This window comes from Saprospiraceae bacterium (genome assembly GCA_026129545.1).
Classification (GTDB): domain Bacteria; phylum Bacteroidota; class Bacteroidia; order Chitinophagales; family Saprospiraceae; genus M3007.
In genome coordinates, this window is the sequence record JAHCHX010000003.1 from 57,001 (window position 1) to 70,541 (window position 13,541).

The following is a 13,541-nucleotide window of genomic DNA, read 5'->3' on the forward strand; positions in this document are numbered from 1 at the left end:
GCTAAAGTACGGGTTTTTTGGCTTTGCCTAAAGTAAATTTTCCACAAAATGTGAATAACTTGTTCAAGTATTTGATTTACAATAGTCTTTAAAAATCAAATTTGTTCTCAACATTGTGGATAACTTGTGTTGGTAATTTTGTGGAAAATTTTTGAACACACTTTTGGCTCATAAAATAATGGTTTTATCCGTGCCAATTGTGCTGTCTATATATTCTGTATCAATGCGTGGCGCAAAGAAATTCTAAACAATTTCTAAGCTTTTTCTCCGGCGGCATCTCCTTCCTTTGCTGCCATGAATTGGAAAACCCTTTTTTACATCGGCGCGGCGGGGCTAGCCTTGTTCGAAGTCGCCAACGTCTATTTCATCATGCCCATGCCCGGCAGCCAGCGCATGGGAAGCCTCGACGCTGCGTATTTTCTGCACGGGTGGCGGTGGGTGTTCCGGGCGATTTTCGGAGCGACGATGGCAGCGGGATTCTTGTCGGCTTTTCGGGCGAAACGCTGGCTTGCCCTCCTCGTGCTTGTCGCTGTCGGTGCTGTCATTTTCAATTTCAATTTCAAAATGGCGGCGGAAAAGATGTTTTACCAACCGACGGTGCTGCGCATGGCGGGCGCTACCGAAAACAAGGTTGGCTTGGACAAGCTCGTGCTCGGCATCGAACTGAACGGCCAAGCGAAGGCGTATCCGATTCAGTATATCGGCTACCACCATCAGGTGCGCGACACGGTGGGCGGCGAGCCGGTGATGGTAACGTACTGTACCGTCTGCCGTACGGGGCGGGTGTATGCCCCGAAGGTGAATGGCGAGCCAGAGGATTTTCGGCTCGTCGGGATGGATCATTTCAACGCCATGTTTGAGGATGCGACGACAAAAAGTTGGTGGCGGCAAGTGACGGGCGAGGCGGTGGCTGGCCCGCTCAAAGGCACCCAACTGCCCGAAATCCACGCCACGCAAACTTCTCTGGGCGAGTGGTTTGTCCTACACCCAAACAGCCTTGTGATGCAGGCAGACAGCACGTTTTCAGAGGATTACGCCAATTTAGACACCTACGATTTTGGGGTGGAACGAGGAAAGTTGACCCGTACGGACACGCTTTCGTGGCAGGAAAAATCGTGGGTTGTCGGCATCGAATCGGGCAAGGCTTCCAAGGCCTTCGACTGGAACCGATTGAAACAAGAGCGCGTCATCAACGACCAAGTAGGCGAACAGCCTGTCGTCATTGCGTTGGCAGACGACGATAAAAGTTTTTTTGCCTTCGAGCGGCCCGACGCGACGGCTATTTTTTCCTTAAAAAACGACACCCTGTTCAACGGGGAAAAATCATGGAATTTGCTTGGCAAAGCCTATGACCCAGCCAATCGGGATTTGAAAAAAATCACGGCCTATCAAGAGTTTTGGCACAGTTGGATGACCTTTCACCCATACACGACGAGGTATTAAATGAGGGTTGATAGAAGTTGGAGAGCGTTCATAAAACTGTGTCATCCCCCAATAGGGGAAAAACACAGAGGCACGAAGAGCACAGCGTTTTTATACTTCGCTCTGCCAGGTTTTGGGCATGGCTAAAAGCGCAATCTGCTCATAATCAGGGGAGCAGTCATGGCCATCTGACAAATTCTAGCGAATCAAGGTATGATTTTCTGAACCAGCCTTAATTGCGGCGCTGCCGGGGCTTGACGTACAGGTTGAACAGCGGAATGTCCACGGCGAAAAAGGCACCGACGCGCCACCCGCTGACATTGATGTCGCCCGTCCCGGTGCTGACTTTTCGCAGGTTGGGGCCGCGTTGCGCACCGATGCCGAACGTGAAGGGCAGTTCGTTGAAAAAACCATAGGCGAGGTAGAGTCCGGGGGAGAGCAGGTTGCCCCATTCGAGTTCTGGCAGGTTGTTGGAGAACGGGTCGTCGAAGCGGAAGGCGACCAAGGCGCCCACGTCAATGAGCGGGGCGTATAGCGTGATGCTCCCTATTTTTTTGCCCGATTCTAGGCCCAGCCCCCAACTGGCCGAAAAACCCAATGGCGCGGACAGCGCCACAAATGGCTTGCCGCCAAAGCCCTGCAAATGCTCGCTGCCAGCCGTCACTCCTGTATAGGCATTGATAGCAACGGAGAAGTGATTTTGTTTTTTCACCCGCGAACTGCCGGGCGGCAGCGCCACTGCTTCAATGGCGGCGGCTATCTGGTCGGAATTGTCGGCAGCGGCCACTGCCGCTATGAAGTGGCCGTATTTGAACACCTTGTCGCGATGCTCGAAAGCGGGAGCCAGTTGGTCGAACACAAACAGCAAGTCGTTGACGGCGGCGGCGTAGTGTTTGCGCCGAATGTCGAGGTTGAGGTCGTTGAGGTGTTGCAGGCTTTTGAGGAAAATGGTGTCGGTGCGTGTGGAAGCGCCGGTGTAGCCAGCGACTTGGGTTTTGAAGCGCATCCCCGTTTGCAGGAGTTTGAAAAAAGGGTCGAAAAAGCGAAATTGTTGTTCGTAGCGCATATCGTCGTCGGGGCCTCGGCGGTAGGAGTTGCGCAGGCCGATGCGAGTATCCTCGGCGTGTTGCGCAAAATCGCGCAAGCAGTCGCGCATGGGGCCGGTGTTGCGAGCGATGCCGCCCAGTTTGTCGCGCACGGAAGCGCCGTCGCTGAACTGGATGCGATGCCCGTGATGCCACAGCAGTCCGAGGTAAATGTTGAGCACCGCTTCGTCGCGCAGCGCAGCGGAGACTTTTTTGGCGGGCAGCCAAATCTGTGTGTCGTCGTCGCTGCGCAGCGATTCGGAGAGGAGGTGAAGCGTTCGCAGCCCAGCTGCCAAGTCGGTGAGTTGTTGTTGGTCGGTCGGGTCGAGCACGCTGGCACGGCGTGTGGGCTGCTGCACCGCTGACTGCATGGCGAGGTGGGCGATGATGGAGTCGGGCGACATTCCGTCGAGGAACAGCTGGGAGAGGTCGAGGGCATCCTCGGCGAGGATTTGATATTTTTCGGACCGGATGAACTGTGTATTGGTCAGGTAGGCTTTCAGGTTGAGGGGCAATACCTTCATGTCCTTGTCGAAACTTTCGCGCATGGACTCGAGGTAGAGGTTGTATTGATAAATGCGCTCGCCAATCAAGTCGAGCACTGCCGCTGTGGAAGGGAAGAGGGTGTTGAGCGCGGTGTTTCGGCGCATTTCATCTTGAAAATCGCGGAAGAACACGATGCTAAGTTCCTCCTTCGTGCGGGCCACCAGAAATTTTGCCAGCCCGTCGGCTACGGCTGTGGGGCTGAACCCACTAACGGTGGGTGCTGGGGCGGCGTAGGTCTGACCGCGTGTGAGGCTGCCCAAGTCTTGCAAATTGTTGGAAATGCCGACGATGGGGCCGTCCAATTCGTCGGCGAGGTAGGGATTGCCGTCCAGCGCGTCGAGCAGGTTTTTTTTCTTGGATTCGGGAGGCAGGCCCGTGGCAGCGAATAGCCGCGCCAGATATTCACCCGTGCTGGCCTCGTCGTCTTTGAGTTTGAAGCGACCGGGGCCGTTGGGCACTGCAAATTCCCGAATCCCTATGGCGTGTTGCAACAGACTTTGCCGAGTAACAGGCTGGCCGAGCAGGTTTTGGCACAAGATGCCCCAACATATCAGGTGCAGCAAGATTTTTTTCATGGGTTGAGAGCAGTTTTTGGATTGTAAAAACAGAGGGGCAATGCCAGCATTTCCTCGATGGAGAAGGGTTGGGCAACGGTTTCGGTCAAGTGTTGCAGCAACGTCGCGCGGTCGGGTCGTTCGTAGGGTATTTCGTCTGTGGCTGCTTTTTCTTTTAAACGGCTGATGGCCAGGGCGGCTACTCCTGCGAGGCAGGCAGTGGCGAAGCTGCAGGAGCACTCTCGCTTTGAGTATGGGGTGTCGGCGATGCCGGTGTAGCAAACGACTTGGGCGGCGGGCAGCAAAAGACCAGTGAGTTCGGCGATGTCGGCTGGCGCGGGGCGCGAAGCCAGGATGGGGTGGCTGATGGTCCCGGCCACGATGCTTTCCGGCTCTGTGGATGGGAACGCGAGCCGCTTGAGTCTTGCGAGGCTGTCGGTGTTGCGCAGGGTGGTGACCAAGACCGTCCGGGAGGCGGTGAGCATGTCGAACACTTCGCGCAGCCGGCCTTCGGTGACGGTCTCGGAGCGTGTGGTGAGCACGCTGGTGCCGATGATGTCCACACCCAATTTTAGGGCGAGGTGGATGCCGTCCACCAAGTTTTTGTCGGTCACGGTGTTGTCGGTTCCCGCGATTTTGATGATGTAGATTTCTGCTTGGGGGGCTATGCCTTTCAGCCCAGCGGTGGGGTTGTCGTGGTCGTCGGTTTCGGGCAATGCGGCCAACACGCTTAGGCAGGCGGTTCCGTGCAGGATGCCCTCGTTTTTGAGGTCGCTGATGTCGTCGTTGCCTACTGGAATGGGTGCGTTGGGAGCGTAGTTGGCGCGGGCCACGTTGAATTTGTGGCCGGGTTTGTCCAGATGCCGCAGCGCGAGGTGTTGGAGTTCGGCACCGGAGTCGAGGTAGGCGATTTTCACGCCGCGACCTTCCGTGGAGCGCCATTCGGCGGGAAGGTGTTGCAGCATTTCATTCCAGTTGAAAATGGGCATAGTTAGGTGGTTGGAATTTGTGCGGATAAAACTACGGTGATTTCAAGAATCAAGCCTGAACTGTTTGTGGGGCGGCGCGTGCGCGTGGCATATCTTGGCCACTCGAATATGGGGTAGCGTGGGATAGGTTTTGTGAGGATAGGGGTGATTGCGGTCAGGAGCAAGTCTATTAAGGCAGGGCAGCGTCCCGAAAAATTGGTTGGAGATGCTTGATATTATACTTCGCGCCGTTAGGTTTTGGGCATGGCTGCAATCGCAATCTGCTAAAAATCAAGAACATCAATCATGTTCATCTAACAAATCCTAGCGAATCAAGGTATGTTTCGTGAGGAGTAGCGCCCCGGGATATGTTTCGGGGCGCTGTCTAAATAGTTACTTTTTCAAAAGAAAATAATAGACCCCAAGTGCGGCTACCACCACCGTGCCGATGATGACCCAAACTGGCACACCTCCCCACCATGGGCAGTTGCCCATCACGGGCGAAAAAACAGTGGAGCAGCCGTTGGCGTCCGTCACGGTCACTTGCACGTTGTTTTTCCCGTACAAACTGACGGAGTGCCCGCTGAATGATTGGGAGCTGCCATTCCATTTCCATTGATAGGTGTATGGAGGCTTACCGCCCGACACTTGCAGGTTGGCCACGCAATCGCCCGGTGTGTCGCTTACGTTTGGCTCCTGCCCACACAGCGTGATGAGTTTGTCGGCATAGCACCCCGTGGCAGGGTCGTACACGGAAAAATAATAGGTACCGGGGATTAGGTTGAGCATCTGCCAAGTGTTGCCCGTAGAGCAGTCTTGCCACACTAAGGGAGCATTGGGGCCAGTGGCTGTCAAGGCGACGTTGTAGGTGCCGGATGTTGTGCCGGGCGTGATGCTCTCGCTCAACGCGAGGGCGCAAGGCACCTTGATGGTTCGGTGTATGAAATATCGCTGGCAAGCCTTTGAGGCGACCAATGTGTAGGTTCTGTTGCGTTTTTCGGTGACGATGGCATTGGCGGTGTTGGCTCCGATGAGTCCTGATTCGGGATACCATTGGCAATGAAACCCGTTGGTGGTCAGAAAGGATAGCGTGGAGGCATCCAACAGCGGGAGCGAGATGTTGGTGCCTGAGTCATCTGGCAAGACGAAAGTGCTGTCAGAAAGCACTGTGTTTTGGCAGGTTGTATCGGGAGCGAAGGTGGCACCACAGTTTAGATTGACCACCGCCAGATTGGTTTCGATGGGCGGGTTGCAATCAAAGCGAATCTGTGCCCGATTGAGGATGGCATCGCAGGGCAGGCGGGTGCTTGGGCAGCTATTGCCCAGGGGGATCTCGATGCGCAGGCGACCGATGGTGGCTGGTTCTTGGAAAGCGCTCCCATAGCCCAGCTGCCCGGTGCCCGGCAGGTTGATGTTATTGATGACTGCTTCTATGATGCCGTTTTGGACGGAAAAAGAAAAAGTGCCTGCTGGATGGTGCGAGAAGTTGCTGTTGTTGAGCACGCAGTTTTTAAGTTTAGCATCCAGCTCGTCGGTGATGGTCACTTTTTTAACTGGGGCGGGGCCGTCGTTCTGAAAAGTGATTTGATAAATCAGGTATTGTTGGCCGTTGCGCTCTTCGATGAACGCTGTCTTGCGGTTTGGGTCGTGCGAACTTTCCACGACGTTGTGGCCGGATAGCACGAATGGTCTTGTACTTATGCCGCAATCGGTGCTGGTCAGCTGCATGGCAGCGGTCGGGGGCGTGACCGTCGCTTGATGTTGCCCGATGGTCTTGAATCGCAGGAACGCATTTTTTTGCGTTCCGCGTGCGAGGTTGGAGAGGTTGATTTTGATGGTGCCGTTGGAGACATTCGTCGCGTCCACATTGTCGCTGCCCGGATAGGTCTCGTGGTTTTTGTACTCCAGTTTTTCCTTGTCGAAGGTGAATACGACATCGCCGGTGATGGTTTCACACGCGCTTGAGGTTGGGTTTTCGTAGGTCAGGATATAGGTGATGGAGTGGCCGCTCACCATCGCCCTGACGGGGATGATGTTGACGGGGTAGATTCCCAAATTGACGTTGGGCAATTGATTGCCTGTGCCAGTGCCTATGTTGATTGGGCTGCCCAAGAGTTGTTTCGGGGGCTTTTGCTTGTCATCATACGCATCTACCGTCTCTACGAAAGGGGTGAAATTGCCGCTGGATGCATAGCTGTGCGCATATACCCACGAAGGATTGGGCATATCGGCCAACATTTCGTCCAAGCGATATTGGCCATCGCCCGTGAATAGGAAAACCCTGTATCGTTGGGTTGGGCTGGATGGGTTCGAACTGGCTGGCAGCTGGGGTGCAGTCACGGTAAAGGTGCGCGAAGCCCCGGTGCCGCTTGTGGTAAGCGTCGGGGGATAAGTGTTGTCGGGGTCGTAGCCCGTCCATGCCAATAGCCCTGCCACTAAGGAAAGGGACAAGGCACCGAGAATGATTGACTGGTTTTTCATGTGCTTTCTGAATTTGAATGTTAACAAGGTGGGTTCGAACAGCCGTCGGAGGGCGGCCAGCGGATTCGTGGGTTTGGGCGACGCGATTCGTCTGCTGCGAGTGGTGGCGTGTTCCGGCAAGCGATTGGGAAAGGAGAAAAAAGAGGCCGGGCTGCAAGGATATAGGCAGCCCGGCAAAATTGGAGACAAAAATTGATTTAGCAGCACACGCGTCGTGCGTAAAAAGCAAGTTGGACCATGCCGCCCCCCTCACCGCCATGCTCAAGGTAAACATCAATGGGGGTAGGAGGATAGATTTTTGCCATGCAGCAATCCAGCGTGATTGTCCCACTGGCTTCACCAATCTCATCCTTAAAGGCAGCTGGTCGCTCGACACCTTCATCGTGTTCCCTCACTTGCACATTGACCTGAGTCGTCAGGGCGGTTCCTTTTTTGACAAAGACGCGGTTAATCACCCGTTCTATCCCTACCCAAGGGCCGGGGCCTCCGGGCAGGCCGTTTGCCCGCAAATCCAGCGTGCTTGCCAAGCCGGGAAACACAAAGCCTGCTTCGGGGTCGCCTGCGGTCACATACAACTGAACCTCCAATGCATTTATCGTGGGCGGTATTGGAATATCTCCCATATCAGGTGGTTCAATTTGGGGCTTGGCCGCCCGCACTTTGGCCAAGACGATTTCAAAACAACAACATTCTTTGCTCACACATCCGCAAGGCTGGTCGCCGCAACAATCGCGCTCGTTGGTATTGGTGTTCACGACCTTCGCGGCAGGTGTCAACATCGCTCTTGCCGCCGCTTTGACATCCGCCTTCACATCTTCGATTGTTTCTCGCAATGAAGATTGACGAGTCTGCTGCTCGTGCATCATTTGGGCGGAAGCCAATAAAGTGCGTGCCAATTCCTTCAGGTCGGCAATTTCTTGATTTTGAGCCTCAATGATTGGCGAGGTAACATCTTCTTCAAAATCAGCGGTCTTCTCTAAGGGAGCCTTGGTTGATTCAATTGATTTTTTCTTTTCCATGATTTGAAACTAAGGTGGTTGAAATACAGCCTACTCTGTGTACCGCTTCGAACTTTTCCAAAGCAGCCAGGCTTTTCGGCTTTGGCCTGCGAAAAAGCGCTTTTCATCACCACATCCACGTCGTCATAGCACTGTTACCCCCCTCCACCCCACTTTTTTCAAAAAAATTTTTCCCCACCCCTGCTACCTTTGGCGCACACCAATCCTGACCTTTTCACATGAGCGTTCCCCTGCATCCAGACTCACACTACATCCATGCTCTGCTCAACAACAACCATCGCGGCATCACAGACATCTACAACCGTTTTGCCACGCGCATCGAACGCTTCGTGTGCGCCAACAATGGCTCTCCCGACGATGCCCGCGACGTGTTTCAAGACGCGCTCATCGCCATCACGCGGCAAGCACAGCGTCCGGGCTTCGCGCTCACCTGCCCTTTCGAGGCATATCTGTACCTCGTTTGTCGGGGCAAATGGTTCAACGAACTCAAGCGCCGACAGCGGGCTGCGGTAACAATCGTCGAGTCGAGTGGATTTAATGACACGGAACACGCCGATGCTTTGGCCGACATCACGCTGCGTGAGGAAGAGCGAGACCGGTTGTTTCGCCTTTTTTTTGAAAAATTGGCTGCGGGCTGCCGCCAACTGCTCCAATTGGCATGGTCGGGCATTTCGATGGAGGAGGTGAGTGCGCAGTTGGGAGTGAGTTATGGCTATGCCCGAAAAAAGAAACACGAGTGTGTGAGCCAATTGATGGGCTGGATTCAGGCATCGCCTGAGTTCGCGCTCGTCAAGCACTCGTGAACATTGTGCCCGAGCACTCTTTTTTAATACCACGAACCATTGTCGCACACATGGAAGACCTTTATCCCCGCATTGAAGATTATCTGGACAACGTGCTTTCCGATGCCGAGCGCGTCGAGTTTGAAGCCGATGTCCAAAGCGACCCGGCACTTGCTGCCGCGCTGGCCGCCACGAAGGAGGCCCGCGAGCGACTCGCCCAGCAATGGGCGCGAGCAAGTGCCGAGACTGCTCTCCGCCAGACCCTGCAAGATGTGGGGAAACAACATTTTACCGGCAAATCGCAGACAGGCCGCTCCGCCCGCAGCGTCTCGTTGGGGCGCTGGTGGATGGCGGCTGCAGCGGCAGCGGCAGTGCTGCTTGTATGGTTGGCTTGGCCACCCAGCACCGATACGCTCTACCAACGCTACCGCTTGTTTCCCGAAGCATCTTTTGCCCTAAAAAGCGGTGCCGATACCCCCGCCCCTTCGCTGACCGATGCCGCACAAGCGTTCAACAACAAAGACTTCGCCGCAGCACAGGCCACCTTGAGCACGCACTTGCAGACCAAGCCCGACGATTTGGAAGCGCGATTTTTTATGGCCTTGTGTCAGCTCGAACTGGGCCAACTCGACGAGGCGGAAAACACCTTATCAAGCCTTGTGTCGCCAGAGACCGCATGGTCGGGCGAAGCGCGGTGGTATCTGGCACTTGCCCACCTTCGCAACAAAAAGCCTGAGGCATGCAAGGCCATCCTGCGCCAAATTCCCACAGGGGCGCCGCATCATGCAGAGGCACAGGCCCTGCTTAGGAAAATTTGAAAACCTGTTTCGGGAAAAAAGCTATTTTTAAAAAACGTGTTAAACTTTGAGTGCTCGTTTTTGGCAAAATCGGCGCGTTTTAACTTTGCAGCCTCGACAAACACCTCCGTTCATCAAAAAAATAGAGCGCCATGCGAACATTGCACTCTGCTATTCTGACCATCTTTTGTTCAGCTGCTTTTGCAGTGCCAACCTTCGCCCAAGATTTCCCCACATTTGAGGAATTGCACCGCCAAATGCGCGAGATGCAACAGCAAATGATGGAACAACTGCGCAACACCCCTTTCCAACACTTCGACCTTGCCCAGCCCCGATGGGACACCACCTATCAGTTTCGGTTCGATACCACCTTCGAAGGCGGCAGCCTTTCGCATCGGTTTTTCCATTTTTCGCCCTTTGGCAACGACAGCACTCTGCAAAATGACTTTTTGGGCTTTGGGCGCTTTTTCGACCAGTTTTTCAACTTCGGCAAACTACCCGAAAAGCCAGACTACGGCATCCATGATTTTCCCACCGACGATGGTGCCGTTTTCCCCGCCGACGACGATTTGCTCCCCGAAGAGCGCCTGCGTCAGCAGGAGGAAAAGGACAAATCGAGGAAGAAACAGGGCGTGCCCAAAAACGAGGAAACTAAGCCCGACCAAAAGGTGAAGACCATACGAATTTGACCCTCCACAACTTTCTGAATTGCACTGCAAAAGATTTTTGCGTCCTTTGCCTCCGAATTCGACAAAAAAACAGAACACTCAACGCAAACATTTGCACCCAACCGCTGTTTGGAAAGGCAAACATTCCATGGGCAAAAAAATTCTCCGGCCATGCAAACGAACGAACAAGTAGATGTCATCATCTACCGCGTCGGCGAAAAAGGACTCGAAGTCTTTTTAGTCAATCCTAGCACCGAGCAGGATACTGAAAATCAATGGAAAACACCGACCGCCGGAGAAAACACACCGGAGCGCGTCGCCAATTGTATTGAACTGGACCCCATCACCAGCGCTAACGGCGAGGCCAGAAAAGCGATTGCCATCGAAGCCGATTGGCACGAGATACCGTCGCTCCGAGCATTGATTTACGAGGATTACCGCGTGGCCAAGGAAAAAGCCAAGCAACACATCAGAAACTTGCTCCCCGATTTGGACAAAGGCGCTTTTTTTGCCGTGAAAGAGGCACTCAAGCGGGTCATGCCGGAGCAATACGCCTACCTAAAGGAGCTAAAAGACATTTTAGCCGAAAAAAACTCAACAAAGTATCTTTAAAAACGCTTGGCTTTCAAAAGCGGAAGCACCTCACGCCTTCCCGTTCTCTCCTTTCCCTTCAAACAGTGCCAATATAATGTTGCCCATATAGATGCCCAACGCCGACTCCACGAAGGTGAGAAACATGGTCATGTCCTGGAAGTTGAGGATGTTGGGTGCCAATGCCTTCAATGAGATAAGCGTCAGCACAATGATAAAGTGGCCATTCACAAGCCATTTGACGAGGCTGCTGATGGGTGCGCCATTCTGCGGCACCTGAGTTGGCTCGGTGATGCTGCGCCCGATGAAGCGGAACACCGCGCCCCCATAGAGCGCCGTCACGGGAGCCAATATGCCCATGAGCGAGGTAAATTCCTCAATATCGAACCCGCGCAGGATGTAGAAGACGCAGGAAACAGCAATAAGCAGAAAATGATAAAAGAGTATCTGCCGAGCGATGCGGGTGCGCGGAGAGAGAGGGGCAGATTGGGAGGCTTGAGTGGTCGTTTCCGTTTTTGCCATTGGCTGTGCCATGGTCCGAGTGCTGCTGGTTGTCATTGGCGAAGGTAATCCGTTAATTTTTTAAAAAGTCGCTTTTGGTATTCCTCAAGGTTGTTCTTGTAACGCAAATCCATGTCCTTATAGTCATTCTTACGGGGAGGAAAAATGATGCCAGAGCCATATTTTCCCTGAAACTCCCAAGAAATCTCCACATCATCGCCTTTTTGCAGGCCCTTGACGTAGATGCGGTGGTATTCAAAAAAGCCATCGGGGCAAATTTCGTAATTCAGGTGAGTCACTTCCAACACGAACTCGTCGTAGGCAGTGTAAGAGGTGTCCACTTTCGCTTTCCACAGGATGGGTGTGCCTTTCGGCTTGTAGTAGTCCGCCAGATAGGTTCTGGCCGCAAGGCATACCGCCTTCACTTTTTTTCCGGGCAAAATCAGTTTATTGTCGCCCGTGTTGACGCCTTGTAGCGAGTTGGGCGTGTTCACCTCTGCCACCACCCCCGAGCGAATACTGCGTTGCTCCACCGGCACCTTGCCCTCTCGGCTGTATATTTTGGCCAAAAAATGGGCGGGGTCGTGGCAGCGCACCACCACTTCGGCTTGGTCTGGGTGGATTTCGGCGAGGAAGGCCCATTTGTGCAACAACCGTTCGTGGAAAAACTGGCCGTTCACCTTTCTGTTTCCCTGCTCCAGTTTCGTCCATGCGCATTGCAAAGAGTCGCACACCAGCTTGCTGTCGTGTGTGGGGCGCAAGAACAAGGTCACTTTTTTGGCGGTCACAGCTACGCTATCGGTCTTGAAAATGTGCTCGAGCTCGTTTTGGCGCAGCCACGAATCAAACTCCGTTCTTTTTTTCTGGAAAAAATATTTGTCCTGCCGGAGGTCGGTCGAGGGTTGTGCACCCACGTCGGAAATGCCGAGGCTGGGCAAAAAGCAGGAAAGGAAGATTAGCCTGAGCAGGCGGAAGGCCATCGCGGAAGTTTTTGTTGTGCGGGGGGTATGACGTAGGCTACTCTCTCCTTATTTTCAATAATTTTCGCTTTAACATTTTGAAAATTCGGCATCCCAGCGAGGTCACAGCACATTCGCCAACTGCTCTTTTATTTTTTCCAATTCATCTTTCATCTGCACGACGAATTTTTGAATTTCCGCGTCATAAGCCTTGGCGCCGAGCGTGTTGATTTCGCGACCCATTTCTTGAGAAATAAAGCCCAACGAGCGCCCTACCGACTGCTTGGGATGCTCCATCTGCTCAAGGAAATAATTGCAGTGCTGTTCAAGCCGCACCTTTTCCTCCGTGATGTCCATTTTTTCCAGATAATAAAGGATTTCTTGTTCAAAGCGGTTGGCATCAAGGCTCTCCTTGCCGAGCGTCTCCTCCATGTTGTTGCGAATGCGCTCGCGCATCCGCTCGAATCGCTCCCTTTCAAAAGGCGATATTTCGGCCAGCAAACTCAAGATGTTAACCACTCGCAGCCGCAGGTCAGCCTCCAACGCCTTGCCCTCGTGAAGGCGAAATTTTTTGAAATTGTCCAACGCCTTCGTCACCACCTGACACACCGCAGCCCACTCTTCCTCATCTGCTTCTCCAGCAGTAGCCGCCACGACATTGGGAATGCGCAAAATCGCCTGCAACATATCCGTCTGCCCTATGCCCAACTCGCCCGCGATACGGCTCAGCTCGCGGTGATACCCGCGGAACAGCGCCTCGTTGAGGCTTACCATCGCGGCACCATCGGCATTTTGCACATCAATAAGGACATCAATCTTACCGCGTTCGGCATGGTCTGTCACCAACTTGCGCAACTCCAACTCTTTTTCTTTGAAGTCTCCGGGCAAACGAATTTTCAGGTCGGTCATTTTGGAGTTCAAAGCCCGCACCTCGACCGAAATGTTTTTATCACCGAAACTACCGGAAGCGCGGCCGTAGCCAGTCATGGAAAGAAGCATACGTAATATACTGTAGAGTGTGTGAATCAAATGGTTATTGGCATTTTGTCGTTGGCCGCACGTTCGGGAATCGCGGCCAGCGGTCAATGGCTAACCACCAAGAGCAAATAAGATTGGGGCAAATGTAGGAAAAAGGAGCCTGCGTGAGCAACACCTGATTTTTTTTGAA

General features: G+C 53.6%; 13 protein-coding genes. 6 read left to right on the plus strand and 7 right to left on the minus strand.

Going from position 1 to position 13,541, the window contains the following annotated elements; translation table 11 throughout:
- Positions 1-294 precede the first annotated feature (294 nt).
- Positions 295-1,443: a DUF3179 domain-containing protein gene (locus KIS77_18065; GenBank protein MCW5924233.1), complete on the plus strand. Its 1,149-nt coding sequence runs from the start codon at positions 295-297 to the stop codon at positions 1,441-1,443.
- A gap of 211 nt (positions 1,444-1,654) precedes the next feature.
- Here the strand turns inward: KIS77_18065 and KIS77_18070 are convergent, their stop codons facing one another.
- The 3 genes from KIS77_18070 to KIS77_18080 form a co-directional block, all read right to left on the minus strand.
- Positions 1,655-3,628 carry a hypothetical protein gene (locus KIS77_18070; protein MCW5924234.1) on the minus strand — a complete coding sequence of 658 codons (1,974 nt, stop codon included), beginning with the start codon at positions 3,626-3,628 and terminating at the stop codon, positions 1,655-1,657.
- Positions 3,625-4,596, minus strand: a complete 972-nt coding sequence (locus KIS77_18075) for a S8/S53 family peptidase (protein MCW5924235.1) — start codon at positions 4,594-4,596, stop codon at positions 3,625-3,627. Before KIS77_18075 ends, KIS77_18070 begins: the two co-directional genes overlap by 4 nt.
- Before the next feature lie 372 nt (positions 4,597-4,968).
- On the minus strand, positions 4,969-7,056 hold the full coding sequence (locus KIS77_18080; protein MCW5924236.1) for a PKD domain-containing protein: 2,088 nt from the start codon (positions 7,054-7,056) through the stop codon (positions 4,969-4,971).
- A 28-nt stretch (positions 7,057-7,084) separates the two neighbouring features.
- On the opposite strand from KIS77_18080, the gene KIS77_18085 reads away from it, so the two are divergent.
- Entirely contained in the window at positions 7,085-7,252 is a 168-nt protein-coding gene (locus KIS77_18085) for a hypothetical protein (GenBank protein ID MCW5924237.1), read from the plus strand.
- Between the two features lies 1 nt (position 7,253).
- Here the strand turns inward: KIS77_18085 and KIS77_18090 are convergent, their stop codons facing one another.
- On the minus strand, positions 7,254-8,075 hold the full coding sequence (locus KIS77_18090; GenBank protein ID MCW5924238.1) for a hypothetical protein: 822 nt from the start codon (positions 8,073-8,075) through the stop codon (positions 7,254-7,256).
- Between the two features lie 218 nt (positions 8,076-8,293).
- Here KIS77_18090 and KIS77_18095 point away from each other — a divergent pair, with 218 nt between their 5' ends.
- The 4 genes from KIS77_18095 to KIS77_18110 all read left to right on the plus strand — a co-directional run bounded on the left by KIS77_18095 (position 8,294) and on the right by KIS77_18110 (position 10,934).
- Positions 8,294-8,878, plus strand: a complete 585-nt coding sequence (locus KIS77_18095) for an RNA polymerase sigma factor (GenBank protein ID MCW5924239.1) — start codon at positions 8,294-8,296, stop codon at positions 8,876-8,878.
- Between the two features lie 50 nt (positions 8,879-8,928).
- Positions 8,929-9,675 (plus strand): tetratricopeptide repeat protein, encoded by a 747-nt coding sequence (locus tag KIS77_18100; protein ID MCW5924240.1) that lies wholly within the window; start codon positions 8,929-8,931, stop codon positions 9,673-9,675.
- A gap of 131 nt (positions 9,676-9,806) precedes the next feature.
- The gene (locus KIS77_18105; protein MCW5924241.1) at positions 9,807-10,343 is read left to right on the plus strand and encodes a hypothetical protein; all 537 of its coding nucleotides are present in this window, start codon (positions 9,807-9,809) and stop codon (positions 10,341-10,343) included.
- A 150-nt stretch (positions 10,344-10,493) separates the two neighbouring features.
- A complete protein-coding gene (locus KIS77_18110) occupies positions 10,494-10,934 on the plus strand; it encodes a hypothetical protein (protein MCW5924242.1) in 441 nt (146 codons plus the stop codon).
- A gap of 30 nt (positions 10,935-10,964) precedes the next feature.
- On the opposite strand, the gene KIS77_18115 is transcribed toward KIS77_18110, so the two are convergent.
- From KIS77_18115 to KIS77_18125, 3 genes are all read right to left on the minus strand, one after another.
- Positions 10,965-11,435 (minus strand): hypothetical protein, encoded by a 471-nt coding sequence (locus KIS77_18115; protein MCW5924243.1) that lies wholly within the window; start codon positions 11,433-11,435, stop codon positions 10,965-10,967.
- Positions 11,436-11,467: 32 nt separating this feature from the next.
- Positions 11,468-12,394, minus strand: coding sequence for a hypothetical protein (locus KIS77_18120; protein ID MCW5924244.1), 927 nt, complete (start codon positions 12,392-12,394; stop codon positions 11,468-11,470).
- A 102-nt stretch (positions 12,395-12,496) separates the two neighbouring features.
- Positions 12,497-13,360 (minus strand): YicC family protein, encoded by an 864-nt coding sequence (locus tag KIS77_18125; GenBank protein ID MCW5924245.1) that lies wholly within the window; start codon positions 13,358-13,360, stop codon positions 12,497-12,499.
- Positions 13,361-13,541 lie beyond the last annotated feature (181 nt).